Origin of the sequence: Pseudoxanthomonas dokdonensis (assembly GCF_001431405.1) — a bacterium.
GTDB lineage: Bacteria > Pseudomonadota > Gammaproteobacteria > Xanthomonadales > Xanthomonadaceae > Pseudoxanthomonas_A > Pseudoxanthomonas_A dokdonensis.
The window spans coordinates 128,205-146,276 of sequence record NZ_LDJL01000005.1; the positions used below are offsets into that span (position 1 = coordinate 128,205).

The following is an 18,072-nucleotide window of genomic DNA, read 5'->3' on the forward strand; positions in this document are numbered from 1 at the left end:
CAGGTGTACGGCGCTCCGGCAATGGCGGCTGCACGTGTTGATTGCAACGTGGAAAAGCAAGACCACTGGAGGATTACCGTGATGAAACTCATGCCAACCTGGTTGTCGCAGTCGCTTGTCTCCATCAATGCGAACGAAGTCGCCACCGCTACCCGCTCGGTGGATTCGTCAACGCAATATGTGCAGGTCGGCAATGATCGCATCGCCTATCGCAGCACAGGCCAGGGACGGCCACTGCTGCTGGCCAACCGCTTGCGAGGCACCCTCGATACCTGGGATCCGTTGTTCCTGGATGAGCTGGCGCGCCAGCACAGGGTGGTGACGTTCGACTTTCCCGGCATCGGCTATTCCGACGGGACGTTGCCCGACGACATGTCACAGGTCGCGGCTTTCATTGACGCGCTTGCCGACGCGCTGCGCCTGGCGCAGTTTGCATTGCTGGGCTGGTCCTGGGGCGGTCTTGCCGCACAGGCTTACCTGCTGGACTATCCGCAGCGGCCGAGCCATGTGGTCCTGCTCGCCACCAATCCGCCGGGACCGGTGGAGGTGCCGTTGCAGCCCGAGTTCCTGCAGCGGGCGACCAAGCCGGTCAATGACCTGGCGGACGAGGAAGTGCTGTTCTTCGAGCCAGCCTCCAGCCTCAGTCGCCAGCGCGCACGACAATCACACGACAGGATTTATGCGCGCCCCGGCGTTGTCGACAGAATCCCTGCCAGCGCTGAGCTGCTTCAACGCTATTTCACTGCTGCCCAGGGCTACCACGCAGACCATGAGGGGCGCCGTGGCCGCTTGGCTCAGGTGAACATCCCCCTGCTGGTCATCGCCGGTGATCATGACATCAGCACCGCTGGCCAGAACTGGTTTCCGCTGATAGGACAGTTGCGCGACGCGGAGTTCGTCTTCTATTCGCAAACCGGCCATGCGCCACAGCACCAGCATCCAGAGCGGGTGGCAGCGCATGTCGCCGCGTTCCTGGCGCGCCCGCATGCCTGAGCGCGCGCGCCAGTATGGATCGGCCAGGCATGGCTGGCCTCACCTGATCGAGGGGTGGGCGCTCACGGCTTTTCAGGGTGCCGCCGCCATTCCAATCCCATCACCATGAGCTGCAAGCAATCCTGTCTCCCCATCGTGTCCCCCGAGGAAACGCCATGACCGTTGCCAAAGTCGCCGCCGCCAGCAGACTGCTCTGTCCGGACGACCACACCCTCATTCTGATCGACCACCAATCACAGATGGCATTTCCGTTGCGCTCGATTGATGTCGGCGCGCTGCGCAACAACGTTTCGCTTCTGGCCCGGACAGCGGTAGGATTTTCGGTCGCCACCATCGTCACCACGGTCGCCTCGAAGAGTTTTTCCGGTCCATTGTTCCCGGAAATAAGCGCGGAATTCGACGAGGCCGCGGCCATTGATCGGACCACGATGAATGCCTGGGAAGACGAGCAGGTCATTGCAGCCGTCAATGCCATCGGCAAATCGCGGTTGGTGGTTGCCGGTCTGTGGACCAGCGTCTGCATTGTCGGTCCGGTGTTGTCGGCGTTGGAACAGGGCTTCGATGTCTACGTCATCTCCGATGCCTGCGGCGATGTATCCGACGAGGCCCATGAACGGGCGATGCAGCGCATGATTCAAGCCGGTGCAGAACCGATGACCAGCCTGCAGTATCTGCTCGAACTGCAACGCGACTGGGCCCGTGGCGTGACCTATGCGTTGACCACCGGCATCGCCCGTGACAAGGCTGGCGGCTATGGCATCGGCATCCAGTATGCAAAAGCCATGTTCGACGGCCAGGAAGGCGGCCATTAGGCACCGCCATGTCCAGCTCGCACCCGGCATCCACGCACAAAACCGCTTCGCGGTCGGTTGCCGCTGAAGGTGTGGCCGTGCCTGTCCCAGCCGACGCCCAACTGCTGCTGGACGTAGCGTTGCTGGTACAGCGCATCGTCGCCGGTGGCTTCATGCTGCCCCACGGGCTGGCCAAGTTGCTGGGTTGGTTCGGCGGCCCGGGCCTGGCGGGGTTTGCCAGTGAACTGCAGGCCTTCGACCTGCCCTCCTCGGCGCCGGTCGCGTTGCTGCTGGCCGTACTGCAGACCACGTTGGGTGCACTGGTGCTGCTGGGCGCATGGACGCGCCTGAGCGCACTGCTGGCGATGGCGTTCATCGCCGTGACCGCGACCCTTTCAGTATCAGCGGGTTGGTTCTGGAACCATCATGGCGCCGAGTATCCGCTGTTCTGGGCAGCCATCCTGTTCGCACTGATGCTGACTGGCGGCGGGCGTTTTGCGCTGGACGTTCATATCATCCGCCGATACCGCCTGCCGGGATACGAGGATCCCTGCTGTGACTGAAGCCCAGCATGACCCTGGCCGGCGTCGCGTGGTGGCCATGGGCGCAGCTGGCATGGCCGCTGCATGGACCCTGCGTGCTACCGGCGGCACCCCTTCCACCAAGGCAGCCCGCATGGCCGATCTGATCATCCATAACGCCAGGGTCACGACGTTGGTCCCCGCCGCCAGACAGACCGAGGCCATCGCCGTGGCTGATGGCCGGGTGCTGGCGACAGGCACCAATGCCGAAGTGATGGCATACCGCACACCGGCCACCACGGTTATCGATGCATGTAAAAAGCGCCTGATTCCCGGCCTCAACGACAGTCACACCCATCTCATCCGTGGCGGCCTCAACTACAACATGGAGCTGCGCTGGGAGGGCTTGGGTTCGCTGGCCGACGCGATGGCCCTGCTCAAGGCCCAGGCACTGCGTACGCCACCGCCACAATGGGTGCGCGTGGTCGGCGGTTTCAGCCAGTACCAGTTCAAGGAAAAGCGGCTGCCGACGCTGCAGGAAATCAATACTGCGGCGCCGGATACACCCGTGTTCATTCTGCATCTGTATGGCAGCGCGTTACTCAACGCAGCGGCGCTGCGCGCGGTCGGTTACACCCGGGATACTCCGGATCCGCCAGGCGGCCGCATCGAGCGCGACAAGGCAGGCAACCCGACCGGGTTGCTGCTGGCCAAGCCAAATGCGCTGATCCTGTATGCGACGCTGGCCAAAGGCCCGCGGTTGCCGCCGGAATACCAGCTCAACTCAACCCGTCACTACATGCGCGAGCTCAATCGCCTGGGCATCACCTCGGTGATCGACGCCGGCGGCGGCTTCCAGGCCTGGCCGGATGACTACGCGATCATCCGCAAGCTGCACGCCGACAACGAGCTCACCGTGCGCATCGCCTACAACCTGTTCACCCAGAACAACGGTGGTGAATACAACGACTTCCAGCGCTGGACGGAAATGCTGCAACCACGCCAGGGCGATGACTGGCTTCGGCATAACGGCGCTGGCGAAATGCTGGTGTTTTCCGCCGCGGATTTCGAATTGTTCAACGAGCCGCGCCCGGACCTGCCGGCGCGGATGGAGCCGGACCTGGACAGCGTGGTGCGGTTGCTGGTCGAGAAGCGTTGGCCATTCCGTATCCATGCCACCTACGACGAAACCATCAGCCGCATCCTGGATGTCTACGAGCGCATCGATCGCGAGCTGCCGTTCGCAGGCCTGCACTGGATCATCGACCACGCCGAGACCATTTCGCCGCGCAACATCGAACGGGTGCGTGCATTGGGTGGCGGCATCGCCGTGCAGCACCGGATGGCATTCCAGGGCGAGGCATTCGTCGAACGTTACGGCGCCGCCGCGGCCGCCCACACGCCGCCGATCCGGCGCATGCTGGATGCCGGCATACCGGTAGGCGCAGGCACCGACGCCACCCGTGTTGCCAGTTACAACCCGTGGACCGCATTGCACTGGCTGGTCAGTGGGCGCACGGTTGGCGGTATGCCGTTGTACGGCGATGACAATCTGCTCGAGCGTGAGGAAGCCCTGCGGACATGGACGCAGGGCAGCGCCTGGTTTTCCGACGAGCAGGCAGTCAAGGGCACGCTGGCAGTCGGTCAGTATGCCGATCTGGCGCTGCTGTCGGCCGATTACATGCAGGTGCCAGTTGCCGACATCGCCGATATCCACAGCGTATTGACGGTGGTCGGTGGTCGCATCGTGCATGCTGACGACGACTACGCCCCGTTGGCCCCGGCGCTGCCGCCGGCAATGCCCGACTGGTCGCCGCGCAACCTGCCTGCGCGCGCGCGGCATCTGCCGCCGGCCAACACCATCGCTTCTGGCCGGGGCCATGGCTGCCGCGCTCATCGCCATGGTCACGCCGCCCACCATCCAGTGCCCAGCGGGGATGCGGGTTTCTGGGGTGCGCTGGGCTGCTCGTGTTTCGCCTTCTGACCATGCAGCCCGGTGATGCCAGCGCCGTGGATGCCGACCCGTGGTCTCCACTGCGCCAGACCACGTTCCGGGCACTATGGCTGGCGGTACTGGTCGGCAACATAGGCACCTGGGTCCATGATGTCGCCGCTGCCTGGGTCATGGCCGAGACCACGTCATCGCCATTGATGGTGGCGGCGGTACAATCGGCGACCACCTTGCCGGTGGTGCTGTTTGCCCTGGTCGCCGGTACCCTGGCCGACAGCATCGACCGCAGGCGCTATCTGATCCTGGCCCAGCTGTGGATGTTGTCGGTGGCGACGTTGTTGGCGCTGTTGGCACAACTCGACATGCTTGGGCCCTGGTCGTTGCTGGCGCTGACCTTCGCTCTCGGCACCGGGGCGGCGATGGCAATGCCGGCGCAGGCCGCGATCATGCCCGAACTGGTGCCACGCCCACAGTTGGCGTCGGCGATCTCGCTCAACTCGGCCGGCATGAACATCGCCCGCTCGATAGGGCCGGCCATCGGCGGAGTCATCCTCGCCCAGGCCGGTCCTGCGCTGGCGTTTGCGCTCAATGCACTGTCCTTCGTCGGTGTGATCCTGGTGTTGTGGCGATGGCAGCCGGTAAAGATCGCGCCGGATTTGCCACGCGAGTCGTTCGTTGTCGGCTTGCGGGCCGGCATCCGCTTCGCCTGGCAGGCACCGGTTTTCCAGTCGGTGCTGGCCAAGGCGATCACGTTCTTCTTGTTTGCCAGCGCCATACCGGCGCTGTTGCCGGTGCTGGTGCGCAGCGAACTGGCCGCGGGTCCGGGCACCTTCGGCCTGCTGCTGGGTTGCATTGGCATCGGCGCGGTCGGCGGAACCCTGCTGCTGCCACGCTTGCGCCGCAACCATGACGGCGATGCGCTGGTGCTGGTCGCCACCTTGGCCTGCGCGCTGGCGACGATCGGCGTTGCCTGCACCCGCTCGACGCTGCTGATCGGCCTATTGCTGCTGGTATTCGGCAGCGGATGGATCACCGTCCTTTCCTCATTGCAGGTAGCTGCTCAGCTGTCGGTGCCGGGATGGGTGCGGGCGCGTGCGTTGTCGCTCTACATCATGGTGTTTGCACTGGGCATGGCGCTGGGCAGCCTGGCATGGGGGGCGCTGGCACAACGCATGGGCGTGACCATCGCATTGGCGACGGCGGCACTGGGGGCGGCCAACATGGCGTTGGTGGCACGGAGATTCCGGCTGGGTGCCAGCGAACTGCTCGACTTCACACCATCGGCGCATTGGCCACAGCCGCTGGCCGTCGAGCCGCCAGCACATGAGCGCGGGCCGGTGATGGTGATCATCGAATACAACATCGCCAATGAGGACCGGTCGCGCTTCCTTGCCCTCGGCCGCGAGCTGGGCCGGACACGACGTCGCGACGGTGCCATCGACTGGCATCTGGTGGAAGACATCAGTCAGCCGGGCATCTGGCTGGAGTACTTCCTGGTGCCGACATGGTTACAGCACCTGCGCCAGCACCACCGGACCACGGCCGATGACCAGCGTCTGCAGCAGCAACTGCGCGATCTACATCGAGGCCAGCGGGCACCGCGCGTCCGTCACTTCATCGGCGACGGCAAACATGCTGCCGCCATGGCGCCGCATGAGCATCCGGAGCCAGCCGCATGAACATCAGATTCGCCATCGGCCTGCTGCTGGGATTCGTGATTGGCTTCGCCTGCCGATGGTTCGGCATCCCGGTGCCGGCGCCACCGGCGCTGGTCGGCGCCCTTTTGGTCGTGTCCATGAGTGCTGGCTATCAGTTCGCTGACCTTTTCGTTACCGCACGCAAGGCGCGCCATGTCCGTGATTGCGGTGGACCGGACGGCCTGACCGGTGTCGGTGACCAGGCATGATGGTGCTGGCTGGCGTCCTGCTGGCGCTTGCCATCGGCACAGCTTGCCGGATGCTGGACATCCCACTACCTGCGCCGCCGCGATTGCAGGGTGCGTTGCTGGTGGTGGCGATGACTGCCGGATTCCTGCTGGCGGATCATCTGTTGCGATGAGAAAGTCGCGATGCAACGTCGCGACGCTGCTTGATGAGGGACTACCCGAACGCAGTCAGTAGCAGCGAGTTCGACGTCCATGCCGGGGCAACGGCCACCTTTCAATCCGTCGCTTAGCGAGCGTGGAAAAAACTCTTCCGCGGCGGCGCTGGGGGGGGAGCGCGCCGCGGAAGAGTGACAAAGGGAATGTGGGTAGTCGAGTTAACGCAGGAATAGTCCAGTCCTTCCCGCACGCATCGTCCAATCACGATTACAAGCGAACCATCGGCAACGGATTGAGTGGGTGACGCATGAATCGCATCAGTACCAGCTTTGTCAGCCGTCGATGGAAACCGGCATCGGGAAACACAGCCCTCACCTGCTTGACCGCACGGCGCGGCAATCCAAACCGGCGGGCGCCCATCGTCACGTCTATCCAGTCGGCACGCCGGAACAGCTCCACCTCCCTCGCCACGCTGGCAGGACAAGCGCTCAGTTGGTGATGGTGCTGGATCATTGCACCCACTTCGGTCTTCCAGCTTTGCAGGCCCGCTCTTTCCAGGTAGGCCGCTGCCAACGCAATCGATGGTCCCACATAATCGAGCGTGCCGGCGGTCCAGATGCCGAGGTCGTGATGTGCAGCGGCGATGGCCAGTCTGTCGAGGTCGGGGCTCCTGCCGTCAGACAGCAGCAGATGGAAATTGAGCACCCTGTAAACGTGGTTGCGATAGCCCTCGAAGCTGGTACCCAACGCGTCGGCATGGTCTCCGAGAATCGCCTCCAGCCGCGGGACGTTGATGACCATTCGTGGGACTCCCATTGCTGCCGTGGCCAGCTGATCCCGCACGGGCCCAGTGACTGCAGGCTACTTCCGCAGCGGCCTGCCGGCGTCGCAGTTAAGGGCCTCCACAAGCTCACCCGTTTGGGTGAAAACGCGCCGCGCAGGAATTGCTCCACTATACTGGCCTCCGTAACGCGGCCTGGACTCCGGACGGTAGCGGGATATCCGATGTGCGCCACTTGGTGCGGGTTGCAGCCACGCTCATCGGCAGACGAGCCGCCGAACCCCGTAGATCAAGCGACTTTCCCCGTAGATGCTGTAGCTGGCCGCCAAGGCCCCGCCTTGATTGGCGCCCCCCGAGGAATTCACCCGGCATGACAATCCGCATCCTCACCGTCGACGATCATCCAGTCCTGCGTGAAGGCATCGCCGCCATGCTGTCCGCCGACGATGACCTGGACGTGGTCGCTGGTGCGGGCAGCGCCGAATCCGGGCTTGAGGCATTCCGGCAGTACCTGCCGGACATCACCCTGATGGATCTGCAGATGCCTGGCATGGGCGGGCTGTTGGGAGTGCGTGCATTGCGGGCCGAGTTCCCCCATGCGCGGGTCGTTGTCCTGACAACGTACCGCGGCGACGGCAATGCGCGTGAAGCAATGGCGGCCGGCGCCTGTGGTTACCTGCTGAAGAATGCGTTGCGCAGCGAACTGGTCGATTGCATCCGTAAAGTCCACGCCGGCAGACGCTACGTCTCGGCCGAAGTCTGTGCCGACATCGCCGAGCATGTCGGCGAAGAGACACTGACCGCCCGCGAACAGCACATCCTGCAGCTGCTCGCCGCCGGCCTGGCCAACAAGCAGATGGCCAATCAGCTGGATATCTCGGCCGAAACCATCAAGTCGCACCTTGCCCGCATCTTCGAGAAGCTCGGTGCCCGCAATCGCACGGAAGCCATCCACATCGCCATGCGCCGCGGAATGCTGAATCAGCCCGTGCTTTGACGTCGTTCTCCGCAGCTACTCGACCAGCAGGTCTTGATCCGGCGTCCCCGGCGGCACAGATCCTTTGGAAGATTGGATTCCAACTCGCTTCGCTGCTCAGAACCCGCCGGAAGTTGATGCCTATGACGCCCTGCAGTAGCGGTCTATGTAGGCCTGGTGCGCCGGCATGGCAGCCGCGCCATCGGCGATTGAACGGTGCACGCGGGCGACGTGTTCGATGAGGGCCGGTTCGGGCATGTCGTCGACGATCGGATGGTAGCCTTCGGGGATGATGCCCTGCCCCAGCATCACCTGCACCCAGCTCGGCAGCGCGAAGAACTCGTCGCCGGTGCGGAAATAGCGCCCGCCGCTGCGGAACATGTCGATCTTGCGCCGCAGGGTGTCGGGGATCGACATCGTCCGGCAGTAGTCCCAGAACGCGCTGTCGCTGCGGCGGGTGGCGCAGTAGTGGAGGATCAGGAAGTCGCGCGTGCTTTCGTATTCGAATGCGGATTCCTCGTTGAACTGGCGCTCCAGGATGGGGTCGAAACCACGGTCGGGGAACAGGCCGAGGAGTCGCTGGATACCGGATTGGACGAGGTAGATGCTGGTCGATTCCAGTGGCTCCATGAAGCCGCTGGCGAGCCCCAGGGCGACGACGTTCCTGTTCCACAGCTTGCGGCGCATGCCGGTGGTGAAGCGCAGCGGGCGCGGGTCGGCAAGCGCGGGTCCGTCGAGGTTGGCCAGCAGCGTGGCGGCGGCTTCGTCGTCGCTGATGTGTTCGCTCGAATACACGTAGCCGTTGCCGATCCGGTTCTGCAGGGGGATGCGCCATTGCCATCCCGCCGTGCGGGCTGTGGCCCGGGTGTAGGGCGTTGGCGCGCCGGCGGTGGCGCACGGCACGGCCATGGCCCGGTTGCAGGGCAACCAGTGGGTCCAGTCGATGTAACCGGTGTCCAGCGTCTGTTCGATCAACAGGCCACGGAAGCCGGAGCAGTCGATGAACAGATCGCCGGCGACTTGCTCCCCGCTCTCGAGTACCACGGCTTCGATGAAGCCATCTTCGCCGCGCTGCAGGGCATGGCTGATCTTGCCCTCGATGCGCTGCACGCCGCGCCGCTCTGCCAGCTCACGCAGGTAGCGTGCGTACAGCCCCGCATCGAAGTGATACGCGTAGGCGATGTCGGCCAGTGGCGAATCCTGCGGCACGTTGCCCGGGCTGGACATGAACTTTCCCAGCGGGGCCGCCAGGGTTGGCAGCGAATATTCGCCGATCGGCCGCGCCCGGCCGGCCAGGAACAACTTGAGCCAGAACTGATGGAACGGCAGCGGCCCGATGCCCTGGCCGATCCTGCCGAAGCCGTGCAGGTAGGAATCGCCAATCTGGCCCCAGTCATTGAACTGGATGCCGAGCTTGAAGGTACCCTGGGTGCGGGCAACGAAATCAAACTCGTCGATGCCCAGCACGCCTGCGTTGAACTGCTTCATGTAAGGGACGCTGGCCTCCCCTACCCCGACGATGCCGATTTCCTCGGATTCGACCAGACGGACCGATGCCTGCCTGCCTAGGTACGTGGCCAGTGCGGTCGCCGCCATCCAGCCCGCACTGCCACCGCCGACGACGACGATGGATCCGATGGGGTTGCCGCTAGCCGTCATGGTCGATCCTCATCCTGGTTGGTCGGGTTCGCCGCATCACGTGCGCGGCACGATCACGACAGCAGCTGGTTGACTTCCTGCTCGGTTGGCATGGCGGCGAACGCGCCTTTGCGGGTGACCGCCAGGGCACCCACGGCGGCGGCAAAGCGCATCGCGGTGGCGATGTCGTCGTGACACGAGACGAACGCGGCGAGGCCTTCGCCAAGCCTGTCGTGCCGGGTCAGATGGAACAGCAGCCCGCCCACGAATGCGTCTCCGGCCGCGGTGGAATCCAGCGTCGTGACCTGGAAAGTATCCACCTTCCCGCTCGCCGCACGCGTATGCCATGCGATGGGCCCTGCACCGTCCGTCACGACCAGCAGTTGCGCACGCTGCTGCCAGAGGCGATGCAGGACCGCCTGCTCGCCTCCCAGTGGTTGTGCCAGGTACTCGAGTTCCTCCCGCGACAGCTTCACCAGGTCAGCCTCGGCCAGCGCCTTCCACAGCCGTGGCGTGGGGTCTTCGCCTTGCGGCCACAGGGCCGGACGCAGATTCATGTCGATGCTGACCATGGCGCCGCCAGCGCGTGCAAGACGCATGCCCTGGTAGGTGGCATCGGCGATGTCCGCCTCGGTCAGGCTGTTCGAGCAGACATGGAACACGCCCGTCCCCTCGAAACACGCCGGTTTGAAATGCGCGGCGCGGAACAGCAGGTCGGCGGCCGGTGGCCGGTAGAAACTGAAACTGCGCTCGCCATGTTCGTCCAGCGCCACGAACGCCAGCGCGGTCTTCGCATCGCCGGTGCGCACGATGCAGTCGGTGGATACACCCGCCGATGCCAGGCTGTCGAACAGGAAGTCGCCGAACATGTCCTCGCCGAGCATGCCGGCGAAGTGCGCATCGGCACCGAGTCGCGCCGCCGCCACCGCCACGTTCGCAGGCGCACCGCCGGCGTACTGCAGGAAACTGCGCGGAGCTTCGGGCGATGCCGGCGGCTGCGCCAGCATATCGATCAGGGCCTCGCCGAAGCAGACGATCCTGCGCGCCGGAGAACTCATGCGAGCCCACTCTGCGGGAAGGCACACGGAGCCCGCACGATGTCGGCGCGGCGAGGAAGAGCGGCAAATAGCGCGATGGGTTTCATGGCAAAGGTGATATTGGAGGAGGAACTTGGAGGAGATGCAAAGGTCGGATGCCGGCGCCCGCGGGCACGACACGCCGATGCGATGCAGGTCGGCGGCACGCTCATTTCAGCGCCGCCCCGCTGCTCTCGCGCACGGACAGGGTGACCGGTGCGATGGTCCTGTCGGGCGCGGTGCCTTCAGCCAGCTGTGCGAGCACGAGCTGCGCTGCCTGCCGCCCGCGTTCGCGTGGGTTGACGGCCAGCGTGGTCAACGGCGGTGTGGTCACCGCCGCCTCGGGGATATCGTCGAAGCCGGTGACGGCGAAGCCCTTGCCCGGCTGGATGCCACGCGCCAGCAGGCCCAGCATCAGTCCCAGCGCGACCGTGTCGTTGTAGCAGACCGCTGCCGTCGGCGGCGCCTGGTCTCCGAACAGCTTCGCGGTCCCCGCGGCCGCTTCCAGGCGGTTGGGCGCGGATTCGATCAGCCAGGACGGATCGACCGGCAGGCCCGCCCGTTTCATTGCCCGCGCATGGCCCGCGCGTCGCTGCCGGCACGAGCTTGAATCGGCATGTCCACCATAGAACGCGATGCGGCGATGGCCCAGGGCGATCAAGTGTTCGGTGGCCAACTGTGCGCCACGCTGGTTGTCCAGTCCGAGAAAGCCCCAGTCGTCGGCGCCGGCGAGTTCGCGGTTGAACAGCAGCACGTTCGCGCGCGTATCCAGCACCTTGTGCAGCTGGGCCGCATCGCTGCCCTCCGCCGGCGACAGGATCACCCCCGCCGGCGTGTGCTCCATCAGCGAGGCCAGCACGGCCTGCTGCCGTTCGGGCGATTCGCCGGTACTGCCGAGCAGCGTCACGTACCCCTTCTCGCCCAGGGCTTCGTCGACGCCGGCTGCGAATTCGGCGAAGAACGGATTGGACAGGTCGTTGATGACCAGTGCGACGCTGGACGACGTGCGTCGACGCAGGTTGGCCGCGCCGCGGTTGTAGACATACCGTTGCCGCTTCAGTTCGGCTTCCACGCGGGCGCGCGTGTCGGCGTGAACCAGCGGACTGTCGCGCAGCACCAGCGATACCGTGGCGCGTGAAACACCGATGGCATTGGCGATATCGGTGACGGTCACCACCCGCTGCGGATCGCGCGCGCGCACCGCCGGCGCCGCCTTGCCCGTCCTCGTCTGGGCAACAGCGCCTGCGTCCGCCTTCGCAGCCTTTGCAGACCTGGCGGTGGGCGTTCGCGCGGAAGCTGCCTTGGGCGGGCGTTTCTTACTCATATGTATCGATCCATGACGACAATGCAGCAAGCGTAAACCATCATGCGGACTCCGATGGGTGGAACCGGCACGGACTCAACGGCCGGCCCCTGCCGTCGACGCCGTTTCGACCGCGCATGGCGACAGCGGCAGGTCCTGCGCCTGCGTGCCCCAGCCTTGCGATGGCGGCGCATCAGCCAGGTCGAAGTGCAGGCGACCGCCTTGCCGCAGGCGCTCCCAATCCAGCCACACCGGCGCATGGTTGCTGCCGTCCAGCGTTACGTTGCGGATGTAGCGCGGCTTGCCGTCGCCAGCCTGCGGCGCTTCAATCCGCAGCGTGCGGCCCTGCCCCATGTCCACGTCGATGCGGGAAAAGCGCGGCGCGTGCAGCACGAACTGCCCGGTGCCGGGCACCACCGGATACAGGCCCATGGCACTGAACAGGTACCAGGCCGACATCGTGCCCAGGTCGTCGTTGCCGGTCACGCCATTGGGCGCGTTGGTGAACAGCTGCTGCGCCGCATGCAGCACCGTGGAGGTCTTCCACGGCTGGCCTATCAGCGTGTACATCCACGGCACGTGCAGGTCGGGCTCGTTATTCGGGTTGTAACGAAACTGGTTGTAATAGCTGTACGGTCCGACCACCCATTGCTTGCGCGCCGCGCCATCCGGATCGGCGACCAGTGCATCGTAGGCAAAGAAGTCGTCCAGGCGTCGCGCGGCTTCCTGTGGCCCGTGCATCGCTTCCACCAGGCCTGGCACGTCCTGCTGCACCAGCCACTGGTATTGCCAGGCCGTGCCCTCGTGGAAGCCGTGGTGGGAACGCGGGCTGTAATGACCGTCCGACGGCGTGTACCACTCCCCGTCCGCGGTGCGCGGACGCGGAAAGCCGATGAAGCCGGCTGCCTCGTCACGCACCGACGCATCCCACAGCGTGCGCCAGTTGCGTCCGCGGCGCTTCAGCACGGCGGCATCGTCGTCATGTCCCAGCGCATCGGCCATCAGCGACAGCGAGCAGTCGGCGAGCGCGTATTCCAGGGTCGCGGAGCCGCCATGGTGGGGATCCACGTCCATGCCTTTGGAAGGGTATGCACGATCGTACTGGACGAAGCCCTGCGCCAGATAATTGGGATTGCCCGAACGGCCGGCATGACGTGAATTCAACGGTGGCACGCCGAACGCATTCCTGCGCAGGGCCGCGTACGCCTCCGCCTCGCGTCCCCGCAGCGCGCCGAAGCGCCACAGATCCACCAGGAACGGGGTGACCGGATCGCCTGTCATGATGTTGGTATCGAAGTTGGCATAACCCCAGCGCGGCAGCCAGCCGCCCTGCTGGTCGATGGCCAGCAGCGAACGTGCGATGTCCATGGCCCGCTGTGGCCGCAACAGCGCAATCAGCTGGTTCTGCGAGCGGTATGTGTCCCACAGCGAGAAATATTCGTAATAGGTCCATCCATCGGCGCGATGGATGAGATCGTCGTAGCCCCGGTAACGGCCGTCGGCGTCGCTGCCAGCCATCGGCTGCAGCAGCGCGTGGTACAAGGCGGTGTAGAAGACCGCACGATCATCATGTCCGCCGCCGTGCACGCGCACGCTGGACAGCTCGGCGTCCCATGCCTTCTGCGCACGCGCGCGCATCTCGTCAAAGCCGAGCAAGCTGTCGCCGGCCATGCCCTCGCTACGCAGGTTGTTGCGCGCACCTTCGGCATCGACATGCGAGATCGCCGACACCGCGGTCACGCTGCGATCGCCGTCCAGGTCAAAGGTCAGCCACGCACCGCTGGGCTTGCCCTCGCCCTCCATCCCGTGGCGCGATCCCGGCACACCACCGGCTTCACCCCAGGTGCCGAAGGCCTTGAACGGGCGATCGAACTCGAGGCGGAACCACGTGGTGTACTGATGGCCACCGCAGAAGCTCTTGGTCACCAGCTTGCCTTCGACGGCGTGGTCACCGACCACGGTCAGGCTGCTGCCGATCACCGCGTGGCGTTCGTTGGCCTGGCCGATATTGACCAGTACATGGCCTTCCCCCGCCGCGGTGAAGGTGTAACGCTCCGCTGCCGCGCGGGTCAGTGCGGTGGCTTCCGCATCGATCCCGCCATAATCGGTCAGCCGCACTTTGTAGTAACCGGCCTGGCCGCTTTCGCCGTCGTGGCGGTAGCGTGATCCGTAACGCTTGTGGTCGAACGCCTGTGGATCGGTCGTGTCGAAGTCACCGTCAGGACCGATGCGTCCGCTCACTGGCAACACCGACACCTGCCCACCCTGCTCCCAGCAGCCCGCGCCGGACAGGAAGGAATGGCCAAAGCCACGGATCCGCGGGTCGTCGTAGCGCCAGCCCGAGTAGTGCGAACCGATCGGGCTGACCTGGATCATCCCGAAGGGGGCGGACGCGCCGGGAAACGTGTTGCCGTCGTCCTTGCTGCCGATGAAGGTGTTGACCTCGGCACTCAGGCCTTGCGTTGCCGCGGGGCTGGAGGCGGCGGCAGAGACAGCCAGCGCGAACAGCAGTGGCATGGTGCTGAGCAGTGAAAGCGGGAGGTTTGGCTTCATCCGTTCCTGTCCTGTGGTTCAGCGTGCGGAATCCGGACAGATGGCCGCGCGCGGGGAGATAAGTGGCCCGGCCATGGCCGGGCCATGGACCCCATGCAGCCCGTTGCCGGGCGGGAGAGGAAGCATGGGGCCCAAAGACCAGACAGGCTCAGAACTTGTAGGTCAGGCCAAGATACGCGACGCGACCGGCATAACCGTTGGTGTAGAAGCGGTCCTTGGTGTCGTTGCCCAGGTGCGAGCGCGTCTCCTCCTCGGTCAGATTGAGTACCGAGGCGCTGACGCTGAGCGCCGGCGTGATGTTGTAAGCCGCATTCAGATCGACCTGGTAGTACGGCTCCTGGTAGACATTCAGCCCGTTGACGAGGCCCTGCACCACTTCACCGCGACGGTTGTACGAGGCGCGCAACAACAGAGCCTCGGTTTCGTAGAAGACGGTGAAGTTGGCCTGGTTCTTCGCGCTGCCGGGCATCGAGGTCTTGCCGGCTTCGGTTCCGTCCTCCAGTGTCACCGCCGCCTTGCTGGCGTCGTTGTAGGTGTAGTTGGCCTGGAAGCCGAGGCCGAAATCCAGCGTGTGCTGTGCGTACAGTTCGACGCCCTGCGAAACCGCGTCCTGGCCACCGGCCTGGGTGCTGTAGTTCTGCACGGTGACCGTCTCGCCACCGACCAGCAGGTTGACGTCGGTGATCACATCCACCGCGAAGTTCTCGATGTTCTTGCGGAACAGGCCAACGCCGGCGACCGAGCCCGGGTGGAAATACCACTCCAGGCCCAGGTCGTACTGGTTGGCCTGGTACGGCTCCAGCCCCTTGTTGCTGCCCGAACCGTACCAGCCCAGCTCGCCCGCGCCACCGGTCAGGCGTCGATCGTCGACGTATTCCTCGCTGTAGTACTCCAGGCTGCCCGGCGAAGCGATATCGCCATAGCTCGGACGCGACATGACCTTGGACGCCGCAGCGCGCAGCACCAGGTCGTCGGTCAGATCGTAGGCCAGGTTGAAGCTGGGCAGTACGTCGGTGTAGGTGCGGTCGAGCGCGGCGATTTCATAGGATTCCGGACGCGCCACCCGTTCGTGCAGTCGCCAGTAGCCCTCGCTGCCACAGAATGTATCGGCGGGCGCGCCGGCAGGCGTCGTGTCGCCCTGGATGCAGGCCAGCGGATTGCCGTCGGCGCCGTCGAAGAAGTAGTCGTTGTAGGAGGTGATCTTGTCGGTCGAGTCGGCATGCTGCTTCGTGCGTGCGACGCGCACGCCGACGTTGCCGCGCAGACGGTCGGTACGGAAGTTGGCCTGCAGGTAGGTGGAATAGATCTTCTCGTCTACATTGTAGACGAAATTGTCCTCCTGGCGGGTCTGCATCGGGCCGTAGGTGCTGTTGAGGTAGCCGATATAGCCGGGGAAATTGATCGCCGGGTACGCGCTGGCATTGATGCCACCCGGCAGATTGCCCAGCGAGTTGATCAGGTCCGGCGAGAACTGGGTGGCGACGCTGTTGCAGCGGCCTGCCCAGTAGCGGTTGTCATAATCGCTCGGGTCGGTGCCCGGGCATACCCAGTAGCTGTTGCCGGTGTTGCGGTGGATGCCACCGTCGCGCCCCTTGATTCCGAACTGCAGCGAGTCGAAGACATCGCCATCGAAGTGCCAGGTGCCGTCGACCTGGGCGTACTTCTGCTCGGTTTCGTTGCGGGTCCAGGAGGAGCCGGTCGAACCCAGGTCAACCTGCAGGATGCCGCTCTGCAGATTCTGCAGCAGCTCCGGCGAGAACGTCATCGACGGCGTGCCGGTCAGGTCCCACGCACTGGCGTAGTTGCCGTTGGTCCAGCTGCCGTCCGCATTCTGCAGGCGCGGTTTGATCGGCAACGAGAACTGCAGCGAAGGCCCGCCCTCGGCCCAGGTGCGGCCGAGCTTGAAGGACATGTCCAGCTTCTCGCCGCGCCATTCGCCGCCGAAATCGGCGGTCTGCGAAAGCGACTCTTCGATGTTGTAGCTGCCGGTGATCTGCGGCGTCGGCACGGTGCAGTCGTCCGACCCCCAGCCGCCCGGGGCCATGCCGGCGGCGGCGGCCTCTTCCTCGCTGCAGTAATACGCCTTGCCCGGATGCAGGCTGTAGCCGGCTCCGGTGACGATGGTCCCGCTGGGGTCGAACGTCAGCCCGTCGAGCAGACGGCCGCCAGGCCAGTTGCCATCACCGTAATAGCGGGCGATGTTCCATTCCGGGATCTTCAACGAGTTGGTCTGCGAATTCTGCGACAGGTCGAAGCGGAAGTAGTTTGCCGTCAGGGTCAGGTTGTCGGTCGGCTTGAACTGCAGGGTCAGCTGCCCGCCCTTGCGCTCGCGCTCTTCTTCCTTGACGTTGAAGTTGACCGAGGTCGGCATCATGAAACCGGTGTAGTAGTTGCCGTTCTGGTCCCAGAAGCCGGTACCGCCCCACCAGTTGGAGTTGAAGTCCGATGGCTTGCCATTGACGTCGACGGCGCTGCCGCCTTCGTCACGGCCGTACCACTGCCAACTTTCGGTGCTGGCGCCCATGGTGCGGGTGGTGCGCTTCTGCTGGGTGTAGCCGACGAAGACGCCGAACCGCTCTTCCTTGTCGTGCCAGGAATACGAGCCGGAGAACTGCCCATCGATCTTGTCGGTGGTGTCGGCCCAGGTGCCTTCCACATTGACGAAGCCCGAGTTGGACTCCAGCTCCAGCGGACGGCGCGTGTGCAGGATAACGGTGCCGCCGATGCCGCCTTCGTCGATGCGCGCCTCCGGCGTCTTGAACAGCTCGGCGCTGCCCAGCATGTTGGACGGCAGCAAGGTGTAATTGAACGAACGGGTCGGGTCACCGTTGGATTCGGCGCTGGCGATGTAGTTGCCATTCAACTCGGTCAACACCAGTTCCGGCGACAGGCCGCGCACGCTGACGTTTTTGCCTTCGCCGCCATCACGGGTGATCAGCACGCCCGGCACGCGTTGCAGCGCGTCGGCGACATTCTTGTCAGGGAACTTGCCGACGTCCTCGGCGGTGATCACTTCCACCACGGCGTTCGCGTTGCGCTTCTGCTCCAGGCTCTGCTCGATCGAGTAGCGATAGCCCTTGACCGTCACCGCATCCAGGTCCGTGGCCTGGACCTCGGTCTGGGCCGGTGTGGCCGGTGCGCTGTCGGCCTGCTGGGCCAGCGCGTTGGCGGATGCGACCGTCGCGGACAACGCGATGGCAATCCCTACATACAGTGTGCTGCGGTTGCGTGCGTTTGGCGTGCATTTCATTTCAATCACCCTCTCCCAAGATTGAACAGCTGACGACACGATTCGGTTTTGTATCGATCTAAATAGTTGGCAAACAAAGTCTGCCGCTACAGGACCCATGCGCCATGCGGCGCCCCGGTTCCCTCCCTGCCCCTCCGCGAAAGACCGGTTTAGATCGGTCTAATTCACGCGGCATACAATTATCACAGCGCTTTGCAG

General features: G+C 64.8%; 14 protein-coding genes. 8 read left to right on the forward strand and 6 right to left on the reverse strand.

All coding sequences use genetic code 11. From position 1 onward, the window contains the following. Window positions 1-81 precede the first annotated feature (81 nt). The 7 genes from ABB29_RS05740 to ABB29_RS05770 all read left to right on the forward strand — a co-directional run bounded on the left by ABB29_RS05740 (window position 82) and on the right by ABB29_RS05770 (window position 6,314). Window positions 82-993, forward strand: coding sequence for an alpha/beta fold hydrolase (locus ABB29_RS05740; RefSeq protein WP_083487529.1), 912 nt, complete (start codon window positions 82-84; stop codon window positions 991-993). A 155-nt stretch (window positions 994-1,148) separates the two neighbouring features. Next, complete coding sequence (locus tag ABB29_RS05745; RefSeq protein WP_057657657.1) at window positions 1,149-1,805, forward strand: hydrolase; 657 nt, start codon at window positions 1,149-1,151, stop codon at window positions 1,803-1,805. A 77-nt stretch (window positions 1,806-1,882) separates the two neighbouring features. After that, window positions 1,883-2,347, forward strand: a complete 465-nt coding sequence (locus ABB29_RS05750) for a DoxX family protein (protein ID WP_057657782.1) — start codon at window positions 1,883-1,885, stop codon at window positions 2,345-2,347. A 112-nt stretch (window positions 2,348-2,459) separates the two neighbouring features. After that, window positions 2,460-4,289, forward strand: coding sequence for an amidohydrolase (locus ABB29_RS05755; RefSeq protein WP_057657783.1), 1,830 nt, complete (start codon window positions 2,460-2,462; stop codon window positions 4,287-4,289). Window positions 4,290-4,291: 2 nt separating this feature from the next. After that, the gene (locus ABB29_RS05760; RefSeq protein ID WP_057657658.1) at window positions 4,292-5,935 is read left to right on the forward strand and encodes an MFS transporter; all 1,644 of its coding nucleotides are present in this window, start codon (window positions 4,292-4,294) and stop codon (window positions 5,933-5,935) included. Then, entirely contained in the window at window positions 5,932-6,162 is a 231-nt protein-coding gene (locus tag ABB29_RS05765) for a DUF1427 family protein (RefSeq protein ID WP_057657659.1), read from the forward strand. Before ABB29_RS05760 ends, ABB29_RS05765 begins: the two co-directional genes overlap by 4 nt. Continuing rightward, window positions 6,159-6,314, forward strand: a complete 156-nt coding sequence (locus tag ABB29_RS05770) for a XapX domain-containing protein (RefSeq protein WP_425414732.1) — start codon at window positions 6,159-6,161, stop codon at window positions 6,312-6,314. The genes ABB29_RS05765 and ABB29_RS05770 overlap by 4 nt, the downstream gene beginning before the upstream one ends. Window positions 6,315-6,564: 250 nt before the next feature. Here the strand turns inward: ABB29_RS05770 and ABB29_RS05775 are convergent, their stop codons facing one another. Then, window positions 6,565-7,098, reverse strand: coding sequence for a hypothetical protein (locus ABB29_RS05775; protein WP_057657661.1), 534 nt, complete (start codon window positions 7,096-7,098; stop codon window positions 6,565-6,567). 350 nt (window positions 7,099-7,448) lie between these two features. Here ABB29_RS05775 and ABB29_RS05780 point away from each other — a divergent pair, with 350 nt between their 5' ends. Continuing rightward, a complete protein-coding gene (locus ABB29_RS05780) occupies window positions 7,449-8,075 on the forward strand; it encodes a response regulator (RefSeq protein ID WP_057657662.1) in 627 nt (208 codons plus the stop codon). Between the two features lie 120 nt (window positions 8,076-8,195). Here the strand turns inward: ABB29_RS05780 and ABB29_RS05785 are convergent, their stop codons facing one another. The 5 genes from ABB29_RS05785 to ABB29_RS05805 form a co-directional block, all read right to left on the reverse strand. Further along, window positions 8,196-9,713 carry a tryptophan halogenase family protein gene (locus ABB29_RS05785; RefSeq protein WP_057657663.1) on the reverse strand — a complete coding sequence of 506 codons (1,518 nt, stop codon included), beginning with the start codon at window positions 9,711-9,713 and terminating at the stop codon, window positions 8,196-8,198. Window positions 9,714-9,766: 53 nt separating this feature from the next. After that, a complete protein-coding gene (locus ABB29_RS05790; protein ID WP_057657664.1) occupies window positions 9,767-10,750 on the reverse strand; it encodes a carbohydrate kinase family protein in 984 nt (327 codons plus the stop codon). A gap of 187 nt (window positions 10,751-10,937) precedes the next feature. Then, window positions 10,938-12,122, reverse strand: a complete 1,185-nt coding sequence (locus ABB29_RS05795) for a LacI family DNA-binding transcriptional regulator (protein ID WP_425414733.1) — start codon at window positions 12,120-12,122, stop codon at window positions 10,938-10,940. Window positions 12,123-12,167: 45 nt separating this feature from the next. Beyond that, entirely contained in the window at window positions 12,168-14,588 is a 2,421-nt protein-coding gene (locus tag ABB29_RS05800) for a GH92 family glycosyl hydrolase (protein WP_057657784.1), read from the reverse strand. Window positions 14,589-14,772: 184 nt separating this feature from the next. Next, window positions 14,773-17,874: a TonB-dependent receptor gene (locus ABB29_RS05805; protein WP_057657666.1), complete on the reverse strand. Its 3,102-nt coding sequence runs from the start codon at window positions 17,872-17,874 to the stop codon at window positions 14,773-14,775. Window positions 17,875-18,072: the final 198 nt, after the last annotated feature.

Bases quoted from the DNA above. Each gene is read 5' to 3' on its own strand.
- ABB29_RS05765 (WP_057657659.1), top strand. From the start codon at position 5,932: ATGAACATCAGATTCGCCATCGGCCTGCTGCTGGGATTCGTGATTGGC.
- ABB29_RS05755 (WP_057657783.1), top strand. From the start codon at position 2,460: ATGGCCGATCTGATCATCCATAACGCCAGGGTCACGACGTTGGTCCCC.
- ABB29_RS05790 (WP_057657664.1), bottom strand. From the start codon at position 10,750: ATGAGTTCTCCGGCGCGCAGGATCGTCTGCTTCGGCGAGGCCCTGATC.
- ABB29_RS05745 (WP_057657657.1), top strand. From the start codon at position 1,149: ATGACCGTTGCCAAAGTCGCCGCCGCCAGCAGACTGCTCTGTCCGGAC.
- ABB29_RS05740 (WP_083487529.1), top strand. From the start codon at position 82: ATGAAACTCATGCCAACCTGGTTGTCGCAGTCGCTTGTCTCCATCAAT.
- ABB29_RS05775 (WP_057657661.1), bottom strand. From the start codon at position 7,098: ATGGTCATCAACGTCCCGCGGCTGGAGGCGATTCTCGGAGACCATGCC.
- ABB29_RS05760 (WP_057657658.1), top strand. From the start codon at position 4,292: ATGCAGCCCGGTGATGCCAGCGCCGTGGATGCCGACCCGTGGTCTCCA.
- ABB29_RS05780 (WP_057657662.1), top strand. From the start codon at position 7,449: ATGACAATCCGCATCCTCACCGTCGACGATCATCCAGTCCTGCGTGAA.
- ABB29_RS05800 (WP_057657784.1), bottom strand. From the start codon at position 14,588: ATGCCACTGCTGTTCGCGCTGGCTGTCTCTGCCGCCGCCTCCAGCCCC.
- ABB29_RS05805 (WP_057657666.1), bottom strand. From the start codon at position 17,874: ATGAAATGCACGCCAAACGCACGCAACCGCAGCACACTGTATGTAGGG.
- ABB29_RS05770 (WP_425414732.1), top strand. From the start codon at position 6,159: ATGATGGTGCTGGCTGGCGTCCTGCTGGCGCTTGCCATCGGCACAGCT.
- ABB29_RS05785 (WP_057657663.1), bottom strand. From the start codon at position 9,713: ATGACGGCTAGCGGCAACCCCATCGGATCCATCGTCGTCGTCGGCGGT.